The organism is Serratia sp. TMDUHS_CL (assembly GCF_037137105.1).
Taxonomy (GTDB): domain Bacteria; phylum Pseudomonadota; class Gammaproteobacteria; order Enterobacterales; family Enterobacteriaceae; genus Serratia; species Serratia nevei.
In genome coordinates this window covers 45,541-59,418 of the sequence record NZ_JBBBDV010000006.1, presented here as the reverse complement: position 1 = coordinate 59,418, position 13,878 = coordinate 45,541, and the positions used below count along the sequence as shown (strand labels likewise).

Below are 13,878 nucleotides of genomic sequence, written 5' to 3'. Positions count from 1 at the left end.
GCCTACTGTCGTGGGGGCAGTCCAGAAAATATTTTGCAGAAAGAAGTTGACTATGAACCTCACGATGTGAAAACAGGTTGACAATGAGTCTATAAATGGTCTATTATAAGACCACTCCTACTTGGAGTACCTCAAAAGCGGCTGCTGAGGTTACAATTTGACTGAAATAATGAGCGGCTTAAGTGCCGTATGTGTTACCGGCCTGTTTGCGTCGGCACGGAGTGATAAGTACTCATTTTTTGAGAAACCTTCGTAATTTTTTGTTTTATATAGAGAAACGCCTCTTAGAGGCAGGAGTTACTATGAGAGTAGAAACTATTAGCTACATCAAAAAGCACGCCGCTGTGCTGGAACTGTCAGAGCCAATACTGGTCACTCAGAATGGCATGCCGGCCTATGTAATCGAGTCCTTTGAAGAAAGGCAGCAACGGGACAATGCAATTGCATTGCTTAAGTTACTAACTATCTCTGAAAAGGATAAAACCGAGGGCCGAGTGTTTTCTCGTGACCAGTTATTGGCAAGTATATAAACTTGTTGATAACTGGAGGCACAAATGCCACAACATACTACACAGAACAATACCGTAAATGTTACTTACACTGAAACTGCTCTTTTTGGTGCCCAGAAAATCGCGAAGTTTCTTCGCAGTCAAGGTGTACAAGATCCAAAGTCTGTGATTGATGCAGCCACTGAGAATTTTGAAAAAGTGGTAACTGCCTTTCCTAAAGGTTGCGGCGTATCAATTGAACTATCCAAGATTGGATGTATGAAGTACCTCGAATACAATTCTTCTAATGGTTACCGTATTCTGTACACGGTAAATCAGGCAGAAACTGAAGTAGATGTCCACATGATCATTTCACAACGTGCAAATGTTCAACAGCTTCTTTTCGAGCGCATCATCGAGCGCTAATGCCTGTTCTGCTAACCATAATAAACCACGCCTTGCGTGGTTTTTTTGTTGATAGGCTGCTTGACTGCGTTACCACTCTTATCACAATAAACAGTAAAAACCGTAACGAAAAGCAGATTTTTACGCAGTCGAAAATTTCTCTGATTTGTGTGCCCAAGCGTCCATTTCCAATGTCGCGCCAGTCATTGCTAGGCACCCGTCGATAAAGCTTTCAGCCATCATCAGCTTCTGCCTGACACTACCCTCAGAGATTTTCCACCGACGCGCTATTGTAAGTACACCCGTTTTAGTTCCACGCACTTTTTGAGATTTCCGGGAGGAGATCAACCACGTATGGGCCAGGTTGTTCGCTCAGTGCTGATCGATGTATTCAAAGAGGCTCAACATGTTGGTGAGGTTCCGCCTGGCTACAATCCCGCACTCGCAACAAAGCAACCGCGCAGGAAGGTTACCAGGCAGCGTTTGAATTTAGAGGAATGGCAGAAGATCTTCGACATTGCTGATAAACAGCATCGCTACATGGGCAATGCGATGCTATTGGCCATAGTTACAGGACAGCGCTTGGGTGATATCTCAGCAATGAAATTCAGCGATATCTGGGATGACCACTTACATGTTGTGCAAGAGAAGACTGGTGCAAAATTGGCATTACCTCTTTCCCTTCGTTGCGATGCTTTGAGCACAAGCTTGCGTGAAGTTATCTCGCGTTGCCGAGATTATGCTGTCAGTCAGTATCTTGTTCATTACTTCCGTTCGACATCAATGGCCCAACGTGGTGCAAAAGTGCCAGGAAATACACTTACAACTAACTTTAGCAAAGCCAGAGATAAAACTGATATTTATTGGGGGGATGGCACACCAGCAACGTTTCATGAACAACGCTCGCTTGCCGAAAGGCTGTATAAGTCCCAGGGTATAAACACGCAGATACTTCTGGGACACAAAACGCAGTCTCAGACTGACCGTTATCATGATGACAGAGGGAAGGAGTGGACTACAGTTGGTTGCTAGTTTGATAGTTAATTTTATATCAACACTTTGAATTTCAGTGTTATTTAATATTTAGAATGTACATATTCGTGTTCTATTCTCAATTCGTACCGTCTGTCAGTTCAACATCTGAAGACAACATGGCTGTCAATTTTTATTTACTGAATTGTCAGAAAAACAAGTCTCTTGTTCCTAAATTCTTTAATTATATTTATTTGAAGACATGCTACCAATTTGCCTCTATAATTATTATGAATTAGCATTTTCGAATGCTCACTGTCATCCTCTGGGTAGATCTAACGATATAGAGAACTATGAATACATCAGAACATTGTAAAGAAGTATACGCATACTTTGGGCTTGCGATGTATAGAGCTCAATGTGTAGAGCAATCAATAGTCCAGTTACTGATTTTTTTTGATTTCTTTAAAAAAAACGCACCTATTTTCTCAACAAGCGAAAAGTGGGAGGCAGACTTCGATAGGTTTGATAAAGTATTATCGAAAAAAACTATGGGTCATCTTTTAGGCTCTATTAAAGACCTGGGTATATTAGATGATAAAATTGAGAATACCCTTTCATTAGCGTTAAAAAAGCGAAATTGGTTAGCTCACGCATACTTTGTTGACAATGCCTTAGACTTCATAAATGAAACCGGTCGTAACATGATGATTAAGGAGCTCGAGGATGCAATTGAATTATTCAACTCAGTAGAAAACATGCTGAGTCCTATCGCTAGTTCTGCCGCACTTAAATATGGAATGACTGAGGATGTTTTAGATAAAATAAAAAAAGAAATGTATGAGTCAGTTCATGGTGATCTATGATAAGTTAAATTATTTATTAACTTCATACATCCACAACCATATACACTGTTAATATTATAGCAATATAAAAATATCGCATATAAATAAAAATCCTCCAGCCATGTTGAGTTGAATGATATTGTCTATTAATTTATTATCACCCTCTATATTTTTTCAATCAATAACCCTCTATATAAAAGTGGCTTCATCAGCGACCATTAGAAATCAATAATAGCCACTTTTAAAAACCTCACAATGGGAATATATAATCAAGAAAAGCCAGAAATATCCTGTTCAAGCTCTTTGACAGACGTGGAGATTTTATAATTAAATATTCTTGTCACTGCTGCATTATTCAACCTGCCAACCTCTTCTCTTCCAATCCATAAAGCGACAATCTCTCTTTGCTGCTCAATAGCTAACGCATCAAAGTTAGGGATATACTTATGAGATTCTTTATCTCCGCGATGCCACTCATAGAATGTTTTAATTAAAGATTTAGATTTAATATCTTTCTCTAAACCGAACCGTTTAATCAACTTTCGAATAGTATGGTTAACCGCTCTAAACTGAACTGTATTCGATACCTGGGAGAAATAAACAACCCACCCCATGCGTTTACCACCAAAGATACAGCCAGTAACTCTCAAGTTTAATTTCCATTGGCAATATGCTATGGCTCGTTCTTTATCTTTCTTATTTTTAGCCTTCGATAATGCATGTCTATAGGCAGTAAATATTTTTGCTAACGATGATTCAAAGCGAAGTATGCTATCCTTCCTGATTCCAACACCTTGATCACTTATCATGTAACCTAAGAAATTAAAAGGTTCACATAATAATCCTACTTTTGACTTTGAATCAGAATTACCTATTGGATGAGGAGATAAACCAATGGATTCCAATTTCTGTATTATAGCATTAGCAATTTCGACAGACCGACCAGCAGGACATAATATTAGAATATCATCAACATATCGCTTGTACCAAATATCTTTTATGAGGCTAATTTCCGCATCAACTTTTTGCAAAGCAATCTCTGCCAAAATATTAGAGATAGACAAGCCCTGAGGCACTCCAATATTATTTCTAGTCACCCCATTACTACCTCTCCCCTCACTAACAGTAGGCGTGGAAATTGCGCTATGTATTAACCCTCTAAGTTCAGGTTTCCTAATTTTATTTTTTATCGACTCTTCGATTAAAGAATGAGGAATGGAAGGATAGAAATTCCTGAGGTCAATTTTAGCATACTCAGAATATTCCCTCGAAATTATAGAATCTTTAAGAGACTCTATTACTACCTGAGGAAGCGAGAGCTTTGCTTTCGGGAATACATCAATGAGAACATTACAAAGTGCACGAAGCGTTATTCTATCGCGCACTGTTGGTATTGAAATTTGCCTAGGAAAAGAATGTGCTCCTTTAGAAACTAACTTTTCTTTATATGCAGTAAATTTATAATTACCAGCAATAACCTTTCTCAATATCAGCGAAATTTCGGACTCACTATTTTGTTCAAAGCTACTTGCCCTCACCCGATCAATACCAATCGCGCCTGATTCTTTTATCTTATCAAAGTATATTTTCTTTAAATTTTTACAGGTGAAACTTCGCTTAAAACTACGCGCTGCATTACTCACAGTAGACACCCTGCCACAATAATAGGAGCCAGATATGAAAATATTAATACAATATATTTCACCCCAAGGAAACTGTACACTTGCACATATTCTAGCCACTCAGGATTTCGAGACTTCAATTGTGAAGAGTTTCTCACTCGAAATTTTTTGTCATCCATCTCATTATGGTTTTCCACTTCATTTAACAGTTCGTTATATCTTATAATGTCTTCTTTTACTTCACCTCTGGAACTTATTTCATTATATAGATACTGCAACGCCAAATAGTTTTTACGCATATTCATTGCTCGCCCACGGAAATCTCTGTTTGCGATAGAAAGTGACACACCAAGCAATGCAATTGACAATACCGCACCCAAAATGTCGGTATCTTTACCAAATAAGGTCGGGTAACGAATAGCAACCACAGACAAAACGGCACCTAAAATAGCATACCAAACGAGCAGGAATTGAGAGTGCGAGTCCATCCACTCTAATCGCTGTTGGGCCTGAATTCGTGCCTTATAGGTAAACCATACCTTATCTAACATACATACCCCATATCAAAAGTCGAGGAAGAGAGACAGGGAAAATTGGAAACTATTGAACATCCCGAAGGATCAGTGAGCATAAGCTCAACAGCTTGCGCTGTTCTTTATCAGAGCCGCCCTTACCAAAAGCAAGAGGAAAAACCTGTCTCTCTCCCGAAGTTTATAACACAAACCAGTAAATTAAATCAATATAATATCAATTAGTTAAACTATTGCATTTTATTAATTGCAAATAGTTTATGATAATCACTTTTCACTATATAATATATTAGCGCCGTCATTTATTGAAAACTAACAATTTCTTTTACCCATACAGTGTCTGTAAACTATTCCAGAAAATACAGATGTTAATCTTGCCTCGCTATCTATTAGCAGCAACTAACAAATCACAAGCAACACCTACATAACACGTGGCACATGATTCGTTCCATAATCTGCTATCAGGAAAAGTAGATCAAGTGAACTACTCCTATCTTCTAATGCACAAGAATGTTAATGAAGCCCGGCTTTCGCTCAAAACTGCTACTCAGTTTTCCTCAGTGTGATTCTAGGTGTCGATAAGCACCAAAGTAGCCGAGTTTTGATAACTTATTTTGATAACGTTTTGATAACCGTTGCAATTTGAATAATAAAAAACGGGAACCATCAGGCTCCCGTTATCATTTAACGCTAAAACACCATTACATGTGTTTAACGATAGCGTCGCCAAACTCTGAACATTTCAGCAGTTTAGCGCCTTCCATCAGGCGTTCGAAGTCATAGGTCACGGTCTTGGCAGCGATGGCGCCTTCCATGCCTTTAACGATCAGGTCAGCCGCTTCGAACCAGCCCATGTGACGCAGCATCATCTCTGCGGACAGGATGATGGAGCCTGGGTTCACTTTGTCCTGGCCGGCGTACTTCGGCGCGGTGCCGTGAGTCGCTTCGAACAGCGCGCAGTCGGAGCCGATGTTGGCGCCCGGCGCGATGCCGATGCCGCCAACCTGGGCCGCCAGGGCGTCGGAGATGTAGTCGCCGTTCAGGTTCATACAGGCGATCACGTCGTATTCCGCCGGGCGCAGCAGGATCTGCTGCAGGAAGGCGTCGGCGATCACGTCTTTAACCACGATCTCTTTGCCGGTGTTCGGGTTCTTGATCTTCAGCCATGGGCCGCCGTCGATCAGCTCGCCGCCGAACTCTTCGCGCGCCAGCTCATAGCCCCAATCCTTGAAGGCACCTTCGGTGAACTTCATGATGTTGCCTTTGTGAACCAAGGTCACAGAGTCGCGGTCGTTGGTGATGGCGTATTCGATCGCCGCACGCACCAGACGCTTGGTCCCTTCTTCGGAGCATGGCTTCACGCCGATACCGCACTGCTCTGGGAAGCGGATTTTCTTCACGCCCATTTCGTCGCGCAGGAATTTGATCACTTTGTCCGCTTCGGCGGAGCCGGCTTTCCACTCGATGCCGGCGTAGATGTCTTCGGCGTTTTCGCGGAAGATCACCATGTCGGTCAGCTCAGGCTGTTTCACCGGGCTTGGGGTGCCCTGGTAGTAACGCACCGGGCGCAGGCACACGTACAGGTCCAGCTGCTGGCGCAGGGCCACGTTCAGAGAACGAATGCCGCCGCCGACCGGGGTGGTCAGGGGGCCTTTGATGGCGACGCGGTAGTCGCGGATCAGGTCCAGAGTTTCGTCCGGCAGCCACACGTCTTTACCGTAAACGTGGGTAGATTTTTCGCCGGTGTAGATTTCCATCCAGGAGATTTTACGTTCGCCGTGGTAAGCCTTTTTAACGGCCGCATCAACCACGTGGATCATGGCAGGAGTCACGTCAACGCCGATGCCGTCGCCTTCGATGAACGGGATGATCGGGTTATGAGGAACAACCAGTTTACCCTGGGCGTCAACCGTGATTTTTTTACCTTCTGCCGGAACAACTACTTTGCTTTCCATCAACCTCTCCTTCAAGCGCAATTTTGTTAATGCTTTGTAAGATGCGTGTAGATACTACTTGAATATTCGGTCCGCGCCAATCCGAAACGGATTCGGTTATAATGCGCTTATCATCCGTAATCTCAACTGTTATGAAAAAATTCTCTGTTAGAAATCACAACGTTAAACGATTCAGCAAGCCGAATGCCGCCAAACCCGCCGCGCCGAAAGGGCCGCGCCGAATTGTGTTATTCAACAAGCCCTTCGACGTGTTGCCGCAGTTCACCGACGAAGCCGGCCGCGCCACGCTGAAAGCGTACATCCCCTTCCCCGACGTTTACGCCGCCGGGCGCCTGGATCGCGACAGCGAAGGGCTGCTGGTGCTGACCAACGACGGCCAGCTGCAGGCGCAGCTCACCCAGCCGGGGAAGCGCACCGGCAAAATCTATTATGTGCAGGTCGAGGGCGCGCCGCAGGAGAGCGATCTGGCGCCATTGCGCAGCGGCGTTACGCTGAAAGACGGCCCCACGCTGCCCGCCGGGGTGGAGCTGGTGGCCGAGCCGCAGTGGCTGTGGCCGCGCAACCCGCCGATCCGCGAACGTAAATCCATCCCCACCAGCTGGCTGAAAATCACCCTGTATGAAGGGCGAAACCGCCAGGTGCGTCGCATGACGGCGCATATCGGGTTCCCTACCCTGCGCCTGATTCGCTACAGTATGGGTAATCTTTCGCTGGGTTCACTGCAGCCTGGTGAATGGAAAAGCATCGATTCCCTGTAGACCGATAACTGATGGAGGCGCCATGAAATACACGCCGATCGCGCTGCTGCTCGCCGCTCTGGCGGCCCCGTTCGCCACCCAGGCCGCCAGCTTCGACTGCGCCAAGGCGGCAAACCGCGATGAGCAAGCCATCTGCGCCAACCGCACGCTGAACGATCTGGACGTGCAAATGGCCACCAAATACCAATTCCTGCGCGGCCTGTTCGCCATGGGCGCGCGCGGCGCGATGCAGGACAGCCAGCAGGCCTGGCTGACAAAACGCCAGCGGTGCGGCGGCGATACCGCCTGCCTGCTGCAAAGCTATCGCACCCGCATCGCCGAGCTGGACGACATCTACCGGCGTATCGACAAACCGCTGTAAGGAAAGGAGAGCGCATGTTCAAACCGCACGTCACCGTGGCCTGCGTAGTGCACGCCGCCGGCAAATTTTTGGTGGTCGAAGAGACCATCAACGGCAAAGCGCTGTGGAATCAGCCGGCCGGCCACCTGGAGGCCGACGAGACGCTGGTGCAGGCTGCCGAGCGCGAGCTGTGGGAAGAGACCGGCATCCGCGCCACGCCGCAGGCGTTCCTGCGCCTGCACCAGTGGATCGCGCCGGATCGCACGCCGTTCCTGCGTTTTTGCTTCGTTATCGAGCTGGAGCAGCCGCTGCCGACCGAGCCGCACGACAGCGACATCGATCGCTGCCTGTGGCTGAGCGCCGACGAGATTCTGCAGGCGCCCAACCTGCGTTCCGCGCTGGTGGCGGAGAGCATTCGCAGCTACCAGCAGCCGGAGCGCTACCCGCTGTCGCTGGTCGGCAGCTTCGCCTGGCCGTTTTAACGGCGCCGGGCAGCACAAGATGAACAGTGCGCCGGCGCGGCCAACGTGGTAAAATCCTGCGCTTGTTTTTATCAGCACGGTTCGTGTTCAAGTTCGTGAGATCCCCATGTCAGACAACAGCCAGAAAAAAGTAATCGTCGGTATGTCCGGCGGCGTCGACTCTTCCGTTACCGCCTATCTGTTACAGCAACAGGGCTATCAGGTCGCTGGGCTGTTCATGAAGAACTGGGAAGAAGACGACGACGAAGAGTACTGCTCCGCCGCGACCGATCTGGCCGACGCGCAAGCGGTCTGCGACAAGCTGGGCATCGAACTGCACACGGTGAACTTTGCGGCGGAATACTGGGACAACGTGTTTGAGCTGTTCCTGGAAGAGTACAAGGCCGGCCGCACGCCGAACCCGGACATCCTGTGCAATAAAGAGATCAAATTCAAAGCCTTCCTGGAGTTCGCCGCCGAAGATCTGGGGGCCGATTTTATCGCCACCGGCCACTACGTGCGCCGCCAGGACGTGGACGGCAAGAGCCGCCTGCTGCGCGGCGTCGACGGCAACAAAGATCAGAGCTACTTCCTCTACACCCTGAGCCACGAGCAGGTGGCGCAAAGCCTGTTCCCGGTCGGGGAGCTGGAGAAGCCGGAGGTGCGCCGCATCGCCGAGCAGCTGGAGCTGGTCACCGCCAAGAAGAAAGATTCTACCGGCATCTGCTTTATCGGCGAGCGCAAGTTCCGCGACTTCCTCGGCCGCTACCTGCCGGCCCAGCCGGGCCCGATCGTCAGCGTTGACGGCCAGACCGTCGGCGAACACCAGGGCCTGATGTATCACACCCTGGGCCAGCGCAAAGGGCTGGGCATCGGCGGCATGAAAGACAGCAGCGAAGATCCGTGGTACGTGGTGGATAAAGACGTGGCCAACAACGTGCTGGTGGTCGCGCAGGGGCACGATCATCCGCGCCTGATGTCCGTCGGCCTTATCGCGCAGCAGCTGCACTGGGTGGATCGCCTGCCGCTGAGCGGCCCGTTCCGCTGCACGGTGAAGACCCGCTATCGCCAGCAGGATATCCCTTGCACCGTGACCCCGCTCGACGATGAACGCATCGAAGTGCGTTTCGACGAACCGGTCTCCGCCGTCACCCCCGGCCAGTCGGCGGTGTTCTACCAGGGCGAAATCTGCCTCGGCGGCGGCATCATCGAACAGCGCCTGGCGTAACTGCCCGGCAAAAGAAAAACGCTGCGTTTACCTCAGCGTTTTTTTTATTCAGAACTCCACCTGCGCCCCCAGCTCGATCACCCGGTTTGGCGGGATTTCGAACAGGTCCGGCGCCCGTAGCGCGTTGCGCTGCAACAGCTGGAACACCTTGCCGCGAATGCGCAAATACCAGGGCCGCTTGCCCAGCACCAGCGTATCGCGCGACATGAAGAACGAGGTCTCGTTCATGGTGAAGCTCATCCCTTCCAGGCCGCAGCGGTAAAGGATGTCCGTCACGTTGGGCGTTTCGCGCCAGCCGTAGCTCGCCACCACCCGCCAAAAGCTCGCCGACAGCTGTTCGATCGCCACCCGCTGCACGTTGTGCACGTACGGCATGTCGGTGGTGACGATGGTCAGCAGCACCACGCGCTCATGCAGCACCTTGTTGTGCTTCAGGTTATGCAACAGCACCAGCGGCACCGCGTGCGGCGTGCGCTCCATAAACACCGCGGTGCCCGGCACCCGCTTCGGCGGCGCCTTCTCCAACGATTCGATCAGCGCGGTCAGCCCCTCCTGATTGTCGCGCAGCCGGCGGATCAGGCGCGAACGTTCGGTCTTCCAGGTCAGCATGATCAGCAGAATGGTCAGCCCGAGCGCCACCGGCAGCCAGCCGCCGGTCGCCAGCTTAATCAGGTTGGCGCCGAACAGCGGCACGTCGATGCACAACATGACAACCAGCATCAGCCCGCCCAGATAGCGCGGCCAACCCCAGTTTTTCACCGCCACGATGCTCAGCAAAATCGACGACAGCAGCATAGTGCCGGTCACCACGATGCCGTAAGCCGAGGCCAGGTTGCTGGAGTGTTTGAAGCTGATGATCACGATCAGCACCGCCGCGAACAGCAGCCAGTTCACCACCGGAATGTAAATCTGCCCGGACTCCTGATCGGAGGTATAAATGATGCGCATCGGCGGCAGGTAGCCCAGCCGCACCGCCTGACGCGTCAGCGAGAACACGCCGGAGATCACCGCCTGCGAGGCGATGACCGTCGCCAGCGTGGCGATCACCAGCAACGGGATCAGCGCCCAGGTCGGCGCCAGCAGGAAGAACGGGTTGTTGATCGCCGCCGGGTTGGCCAGCAGCAGCGCCCCCTGGCCGAAGTAGTTCAGCACCAGCGACGGCGCCACCAGCGTAAACCACGCCAGGCGGATTGGTTTTTTACCGAAGTGGCCCATATCGGCGTACAGCGCTTCGGCGCCGGTCACCGACAGCACCACCATGCCCAGCGCAAAGAACGATACTGCCTTGTACTCGAGGAAAAAATTCACCGCCCAGTAAGGGTTCAACGCCCGCAGCACGCCGGGGTGATGCAAAATGCCGCCGATGCCCAGCAGCGCCAGCGTCAGGAACCAGATCACCATCGCCGGCGCGAACAGCTTGCCGACGCTGCCGGTGCCGTGTTTTTGGATCGCAAACAGCGCGGTCAGCACCAGCAGCGAGAGCGGCACGATAAAGCGGTCCAGCTCGGGGGCGATAATCTGCAGCCCCTCGATGGCCGAGAGCACCGAAATGGCCGGGGTGATCACCCCGTCGCCATAAAAGAAGCTGCCGCCCACCAGCCCGATCAGCACCGCCGCCGGCACCCAGCGCGCATCCAGGTTGCGGATCGCCAGCGACATCAGCGTCAGGATCCCCCCCTCGCCGTCGTTGTCGGCGCGCATCACGAAACAAATGTATTTAATTGACACCACCAGCGTCAGCAGCCAGAAAATCAGCGACAGAAAGCCGTAGATCGAGGCCGGCGTCATGGTGATGCCCTCCTCTGCCGTCAGGCATTCGCGCAGGGTGTACAGCGGGCTGGTGCCGATATCGCCGTACACCACGCCGATGGCCGCCAGCGTCACCGCCGGCAGCGGCTGCTTGTTTTTTACGTGCATATAAAGGTCTTTATTTGAGGGCTCACGTTGGCAGTATAGATGCAGCCGCCGCACTTTATTTGCCGCCGCAACAATATGTTCGCGTCGCCACGCCGGCGATTTTCGCCGCCTATTTGCACAGTTCTGCGCCGCACGGCGCCTCCGCCTCGTTACGGGCGTATTAGACGCTGGGTTTACCCTCGATTTTGTGGCATGATCCGCGGCATTCGTTGTCATCGTTGTTACAGCCACGCCCGATCGTTCCCGTTCGCGGCCGCCGCCGTTACCCTGGCGATACACACAACCTTATGCAGTAAGCCATGTACCGTTCACCGCGTTTACAGGAGTCATCGTGGCGAAGAATTATTATGACATCACGCTGGCCATGGCGGGTATCAGCCAGGCGGCGCGTTTGGTTCAGCAGTTGGCCCATGAAGGGCAATGTAACCGCGAAGCCTTTCAAACCTCGCTGAAAAGCCTGCTGCAGATGGACCCGCCCTCCACGCTGGCGGTGTTTGGCGGTGAAGAACGCAATTTGCTGGTCGGCCTCGAAACCCTGATGGGCGTGCTTAACGCCAACAACAAAGGGCCGGGTGCGGAACTGACCCGCTACACCATCAGCCTGATGGTGCTGGAACGCAAGCTCAACGCCAACAAACAGGCGATGAACACGCTCGGCGAACGCCTCGGCCAGCTCGAGCGCCAGCTGGCGCACTTCGATCTTGAGTCGGACACCATCATCAGCGCGCTGGCCGGCATTTACGTCGACGTGGTCAGCCCGCTCGGGCCGCGCATCCAGGTGACCGGCTCGCCGGCAATCTTGCAGAACCCGCAGGTGCAGGCCAAGGTTCGCGCCACGCTGCTGGCCGGCATTCGCGCCGCCGTGCTGTGGCAACAGGTCGGCGGCAGCCGCCTGCAGTTAATGTTTTCCCGTAATCGTCTGTTCAAGCAGGCGCAAAATATCGTTGCTCATTGTTAATCGATCCCAGGAGTTGCTACCGATGGAATTATCCTCACTGACCGCCGTTTCCCCCGTTGATGGACGCTACGGTGATAAAGTCAGCGCACTGCGCCCCATTTTCAGCGAATACGGTCTGCTGAAATTCCGCGTACAGGTTGAAGTACGTTGGCTGCAAAAACTGGCGGCCTGCGCAGAAATCAAGGAAGTTCCCGCTTTTGACGCCGACGCAAACGCTTTCCTCGACAAAATCGTCGCGGAATTCAATGAAGAAGACTCTCAGCGCATCAAAACCATCGAGCGCACCACCAACCACGACGTGAAAGCGGTCGAGTATTTCCTGAAGGAAAAAGTGGCGGCGGTGCCTGCGCTGCACGCGGTGTCCGAGTTCATCCACTTCGCCTGCACCTCTGAAGACATCAACAACCTGTCGCACGCGCTGATGCTGCAAAGCGCCCGTCAGGACGTGGTGCTGCCTTACTGGCGCAAGATCATCGACGCGCTGAAAGGGTTGGCGCTGGAATACCGCGATATCCCGCTGCTGTCGCGCACCCACGGCCAGCCGGCGACCCCGTCGACCGTCGGCAAAGAGTTCGCCAACGTGGCTTACCGCATGGAGCGCCAGTACCGTCAGCTGGAGCGCGTGGAGATCATGGGTAAAATCAACGGCGCAGTCGGCAACTACAACGCCCACATCGTCGCTTACCCGGAAGTGGACTGGCACCAGTTCAGCGAGGCGTTCGTGACCTCGCTCGGCATCACCTGGAACCCGTACACCACCCAGATCGAGCCGCATGACTACATCGCCGAGCTGTTCGACTGCGTAGCGCGTTTCAACACCATCCTGATCGACTTCGACCGCGACATCTGGGGCTACATCGCCCTGAACCACTTCAAGCAGAAGACCATCGCCGGCGAAATCGGCTCTTCCACCATGCCGCACAAGGTCAACCCGATCGACTTCGAAAACTCCGAAGGCAACCTGGGCCTGGCCAACGCCGTGTTGGGCCACCTGGCGGGTAAACTGCCGGTGTCCCGCTGGCAGCGCGACCTGACCGACTCCACCGTGCTGCGTAACCTGGGCGTGGGCCTGGGCTACGCGCTGATCGCCTATCAAGCTACCCTGAAAGGCATCAGCAAGCTGGAAGTGAACCAGGCGCACCTGCTGGACGAACTGGATCACAACTGGGAAGTGCTGGCCGAGCCGATCCAGACCGTGATGCGCCGCTACGGCATCGAGAAGCCATACGAGAAGCTGAAAGAGCTGACCCGCGGCAAACGCGTGGATGCCGCCGGCATGCAGGCGTTCATCGATGGCCTGGCGCTGCCGGAAGAAGAGAAAACCCGTCTGAAGGCGATGACCCCGGCCAACTACATCGGCCGCGCCACCACCATGGTCGACGAGCTGAAGTAAGCGCTT

General features: G+C 51.9%; 14 protein-coding genes and 1 pseudogene. 10 read left to right on the top strand and 5 right to left on the bottom strand.

Features of this window, described 5'->3' with window-relative positions; genetic code table 11:
* Positions 1 to 302 precede the first annotated feature (302 nt).
* Positions 303 to 530 (top strand): type II toxin-antitoxin system Phd/YefM family antitoxin, encoded by a 228-nt coding sequence (locus tag WCL58_RS13115; protein ID WP_197808203.1) that lies wholly within the window; start codon positions 303 to 305, stop codon positions 528 to 530.
* A 24-nt stretch (positions 531 to 554) separates the two neighbouring features.
* Entirely contained in the window at positions 555 to 914 is a 360-nt protein-coding gene (locus tag WCL58_RS13110) for a type II toxin-antitoxin system RelE/ParE family toxin (protein WP_197808204.1), read from the top strand.
* A gap of 120 nt (positions 915 to 1,034) precedes the next feature.
* On the opposite strand, the gene WCL58_RS13105 is transcribed toward WCL58_RS13110, so the two are convergent.
* On the bottom strand, positions 1,035 to 1,214 hold the full coding sequence (locus WCL58_RS13105; RefSeq protein WP_443005034.1) for an antiterminator Q family protein: 180 nt from the start codon (positions 1,212 to 1,214) through the stop codon (positions 1,035 to 1,037).
* Between the two features lie 24 nt (positions 1,215 to 1,238).
* Between WCL58_RS13105 and WCL58_RS13100 the strand changes: the two are divergent.
* Positions 1,239 to 1,925: pseudogene (locus WCL58_RS13100) on the top strand (tyrosine-type recombinase/integrase); the annotation flags it as partial.
* A gap of 293 nt (positions 1,926 to 2,218) precedes the next feature.
* The gene (locus WCL58_RS13095; RefSeq protein ID WP_197808205.1) at positions 2,219 to 2,731 is read left to right on the top strand and encodes a hypothetical protein; all 513 of its coding nucleotides are present in this window, start codon (positions 2,219 to 2,221) and stop codon (positions 2,729 to 2,731) included.
* 248 nt (positions 2,732 to 2,979) lie between these two features.
* Here WCL58_RS13095 and WCL58_RS13090 read toward each other — a convergent pair whose 3' ends face one another.
* The 3 genes from WCL58_RS13090 to icd all read right to left on the bottom strand — a co-directional run bounded on the left by WCL58_RS13090 (position 2,980) and on the right by icd (position 6,817).
* Positions 2,980 to 4,353 carry a reverse transcriptase domain-containing protein gene (locus WCL58_RS13090; RefSeq protein WP_197808206.1) on the bottom strand — a complete coding sequence of 458 codons (1,374 nt, stop codon included), beginning with the start codon at positions 4,351 to 4,353 and terminating at the stop codon, positions 2,980 to 2,982.
* A complete protein-coding gene (locus WCL58_RS13085) occupies positions 4,350 to 4,883 on the bottom strand; it encodes an SLATT domain-containing protein (protein WP_336851260.1) in 534 nt (177 codons plus the stop codon). Before WCL58_RS13085 ends, WCL58_RS13090 begins: the two co-directional genes overlap by 4 nt.
* Before the next feature lie 680 nt (positions 4,884 to 5,563).
* Positions 5,564 to 6,817, bottom strand: a complete 1,254-nt coding sequence (icd, locus tag WCL58_RS13080) for an NADP-dependent isocitrate dehydrogenase (protein ID WP_015377612.1) — start codon at positions 6,815 to 6,817, stop codon at positions 5,564 to 5,566.
* A gap of 131 nt (positions 6,818 to 6,948) precedes the next feature.
* Between icd and rluE the strand changes: the two genes are divergently transcribed.
* From rluE to mnmA, 4 genes are all read left to right on the top strand, one after another.
* Entirely contained in the window at positions 6,949 to 7,575 is a 627-nt protein-coding gene (gene rluE / locus WCL58_RS13075; protein WP_060440156.1) for a 23S rRNA pseudouridine(2457) synthase RluE, read from the top strand.
* Positions 7,576 to 7,597: 22 nt separating this feature from the next.
* Positions 7,598 to 7,936, top strand: a complete 339-nt coding sequence (locus WCL58_RS13070) for a lysozyme inhibitor LprI family protein (RefSeq protein WP_060440157.1) — start codon at positions 7,598 to 7,600, stop codon at positions 7,934 to 7,936.
* 14 nt (positions 7,937 to 7,950) lie between these two features.
* A complete protein-coding gene (locus WCL58_RS13065) occupies positions 7,951 to 8,397 on the top strand; it encodes an NUDIX hydrolase (RefSeq protein ID WP_025302526.1) in 447 nt (148 codons plus the stop codon).
* A gap of 106 nt (positions 8,398 to 8,503) precedes the next feature.
* Positions 8,504 to 9,604: a tRNA 2-thiouridine(34) synthase MnmA gene (gene mnmA / locus WCL58_RS13060; RefSeq protein ID WP_060440158.1), complete on the top strand. Its 1,101-nt coding sequence runs from the start codon at positions 8,504 to 8,506 to the stop codon at positions 9,602 to 9,604.
* 48 nt (positions 9,605 to 9,652) lie between these two features.
* On the opposite strand, the gene kup is transcribed toward mnmA, so the two are convergent.
* Entirely contained in the window at positions 9,653 to 11,521 is a 1,869-nt protein-coding gene (kup, locus tag WCL58_RS13055) for a low affinity potassium transporter Kup (protein WP_159317925.1), read from the bottom strand.
* A gap of 331 nt (positions 11,522 to 11,852) precedes the next feature.
* On the opposite strand from kup, the gene hflD reads away from it, so the two are divergent.
* Both hflD and purB read left to right on the top strand, forming a co-directional pair.
* Positions 11,853 to 12,479, top strand: coding sequence for a high frequency lysogenization protein HflD (gene hflD / locus WCL58_RS13050; protein WP_060419339.1), 627 nt, complete (start codon positions 11,853 to 11,855; stop codon positions 12,477 to 12,479).
* 22 nt (positions 12,480 to 12,501) lie between these two features.
* Positions 12,502 to 13,872 (top strand): adenylosuccinate lyase, encoded by a 1,371-nt coding sequence (purB, locus tag WCL58_RS13045; RefSeq protein WP_336851259.1) that lies wholly within the window; start codon positions 12,502 to 12,504, stop codon positions 13,870 to 13,872.
* Positions 13,873 to 13,878: the final 6 nt, after the last annotated feature.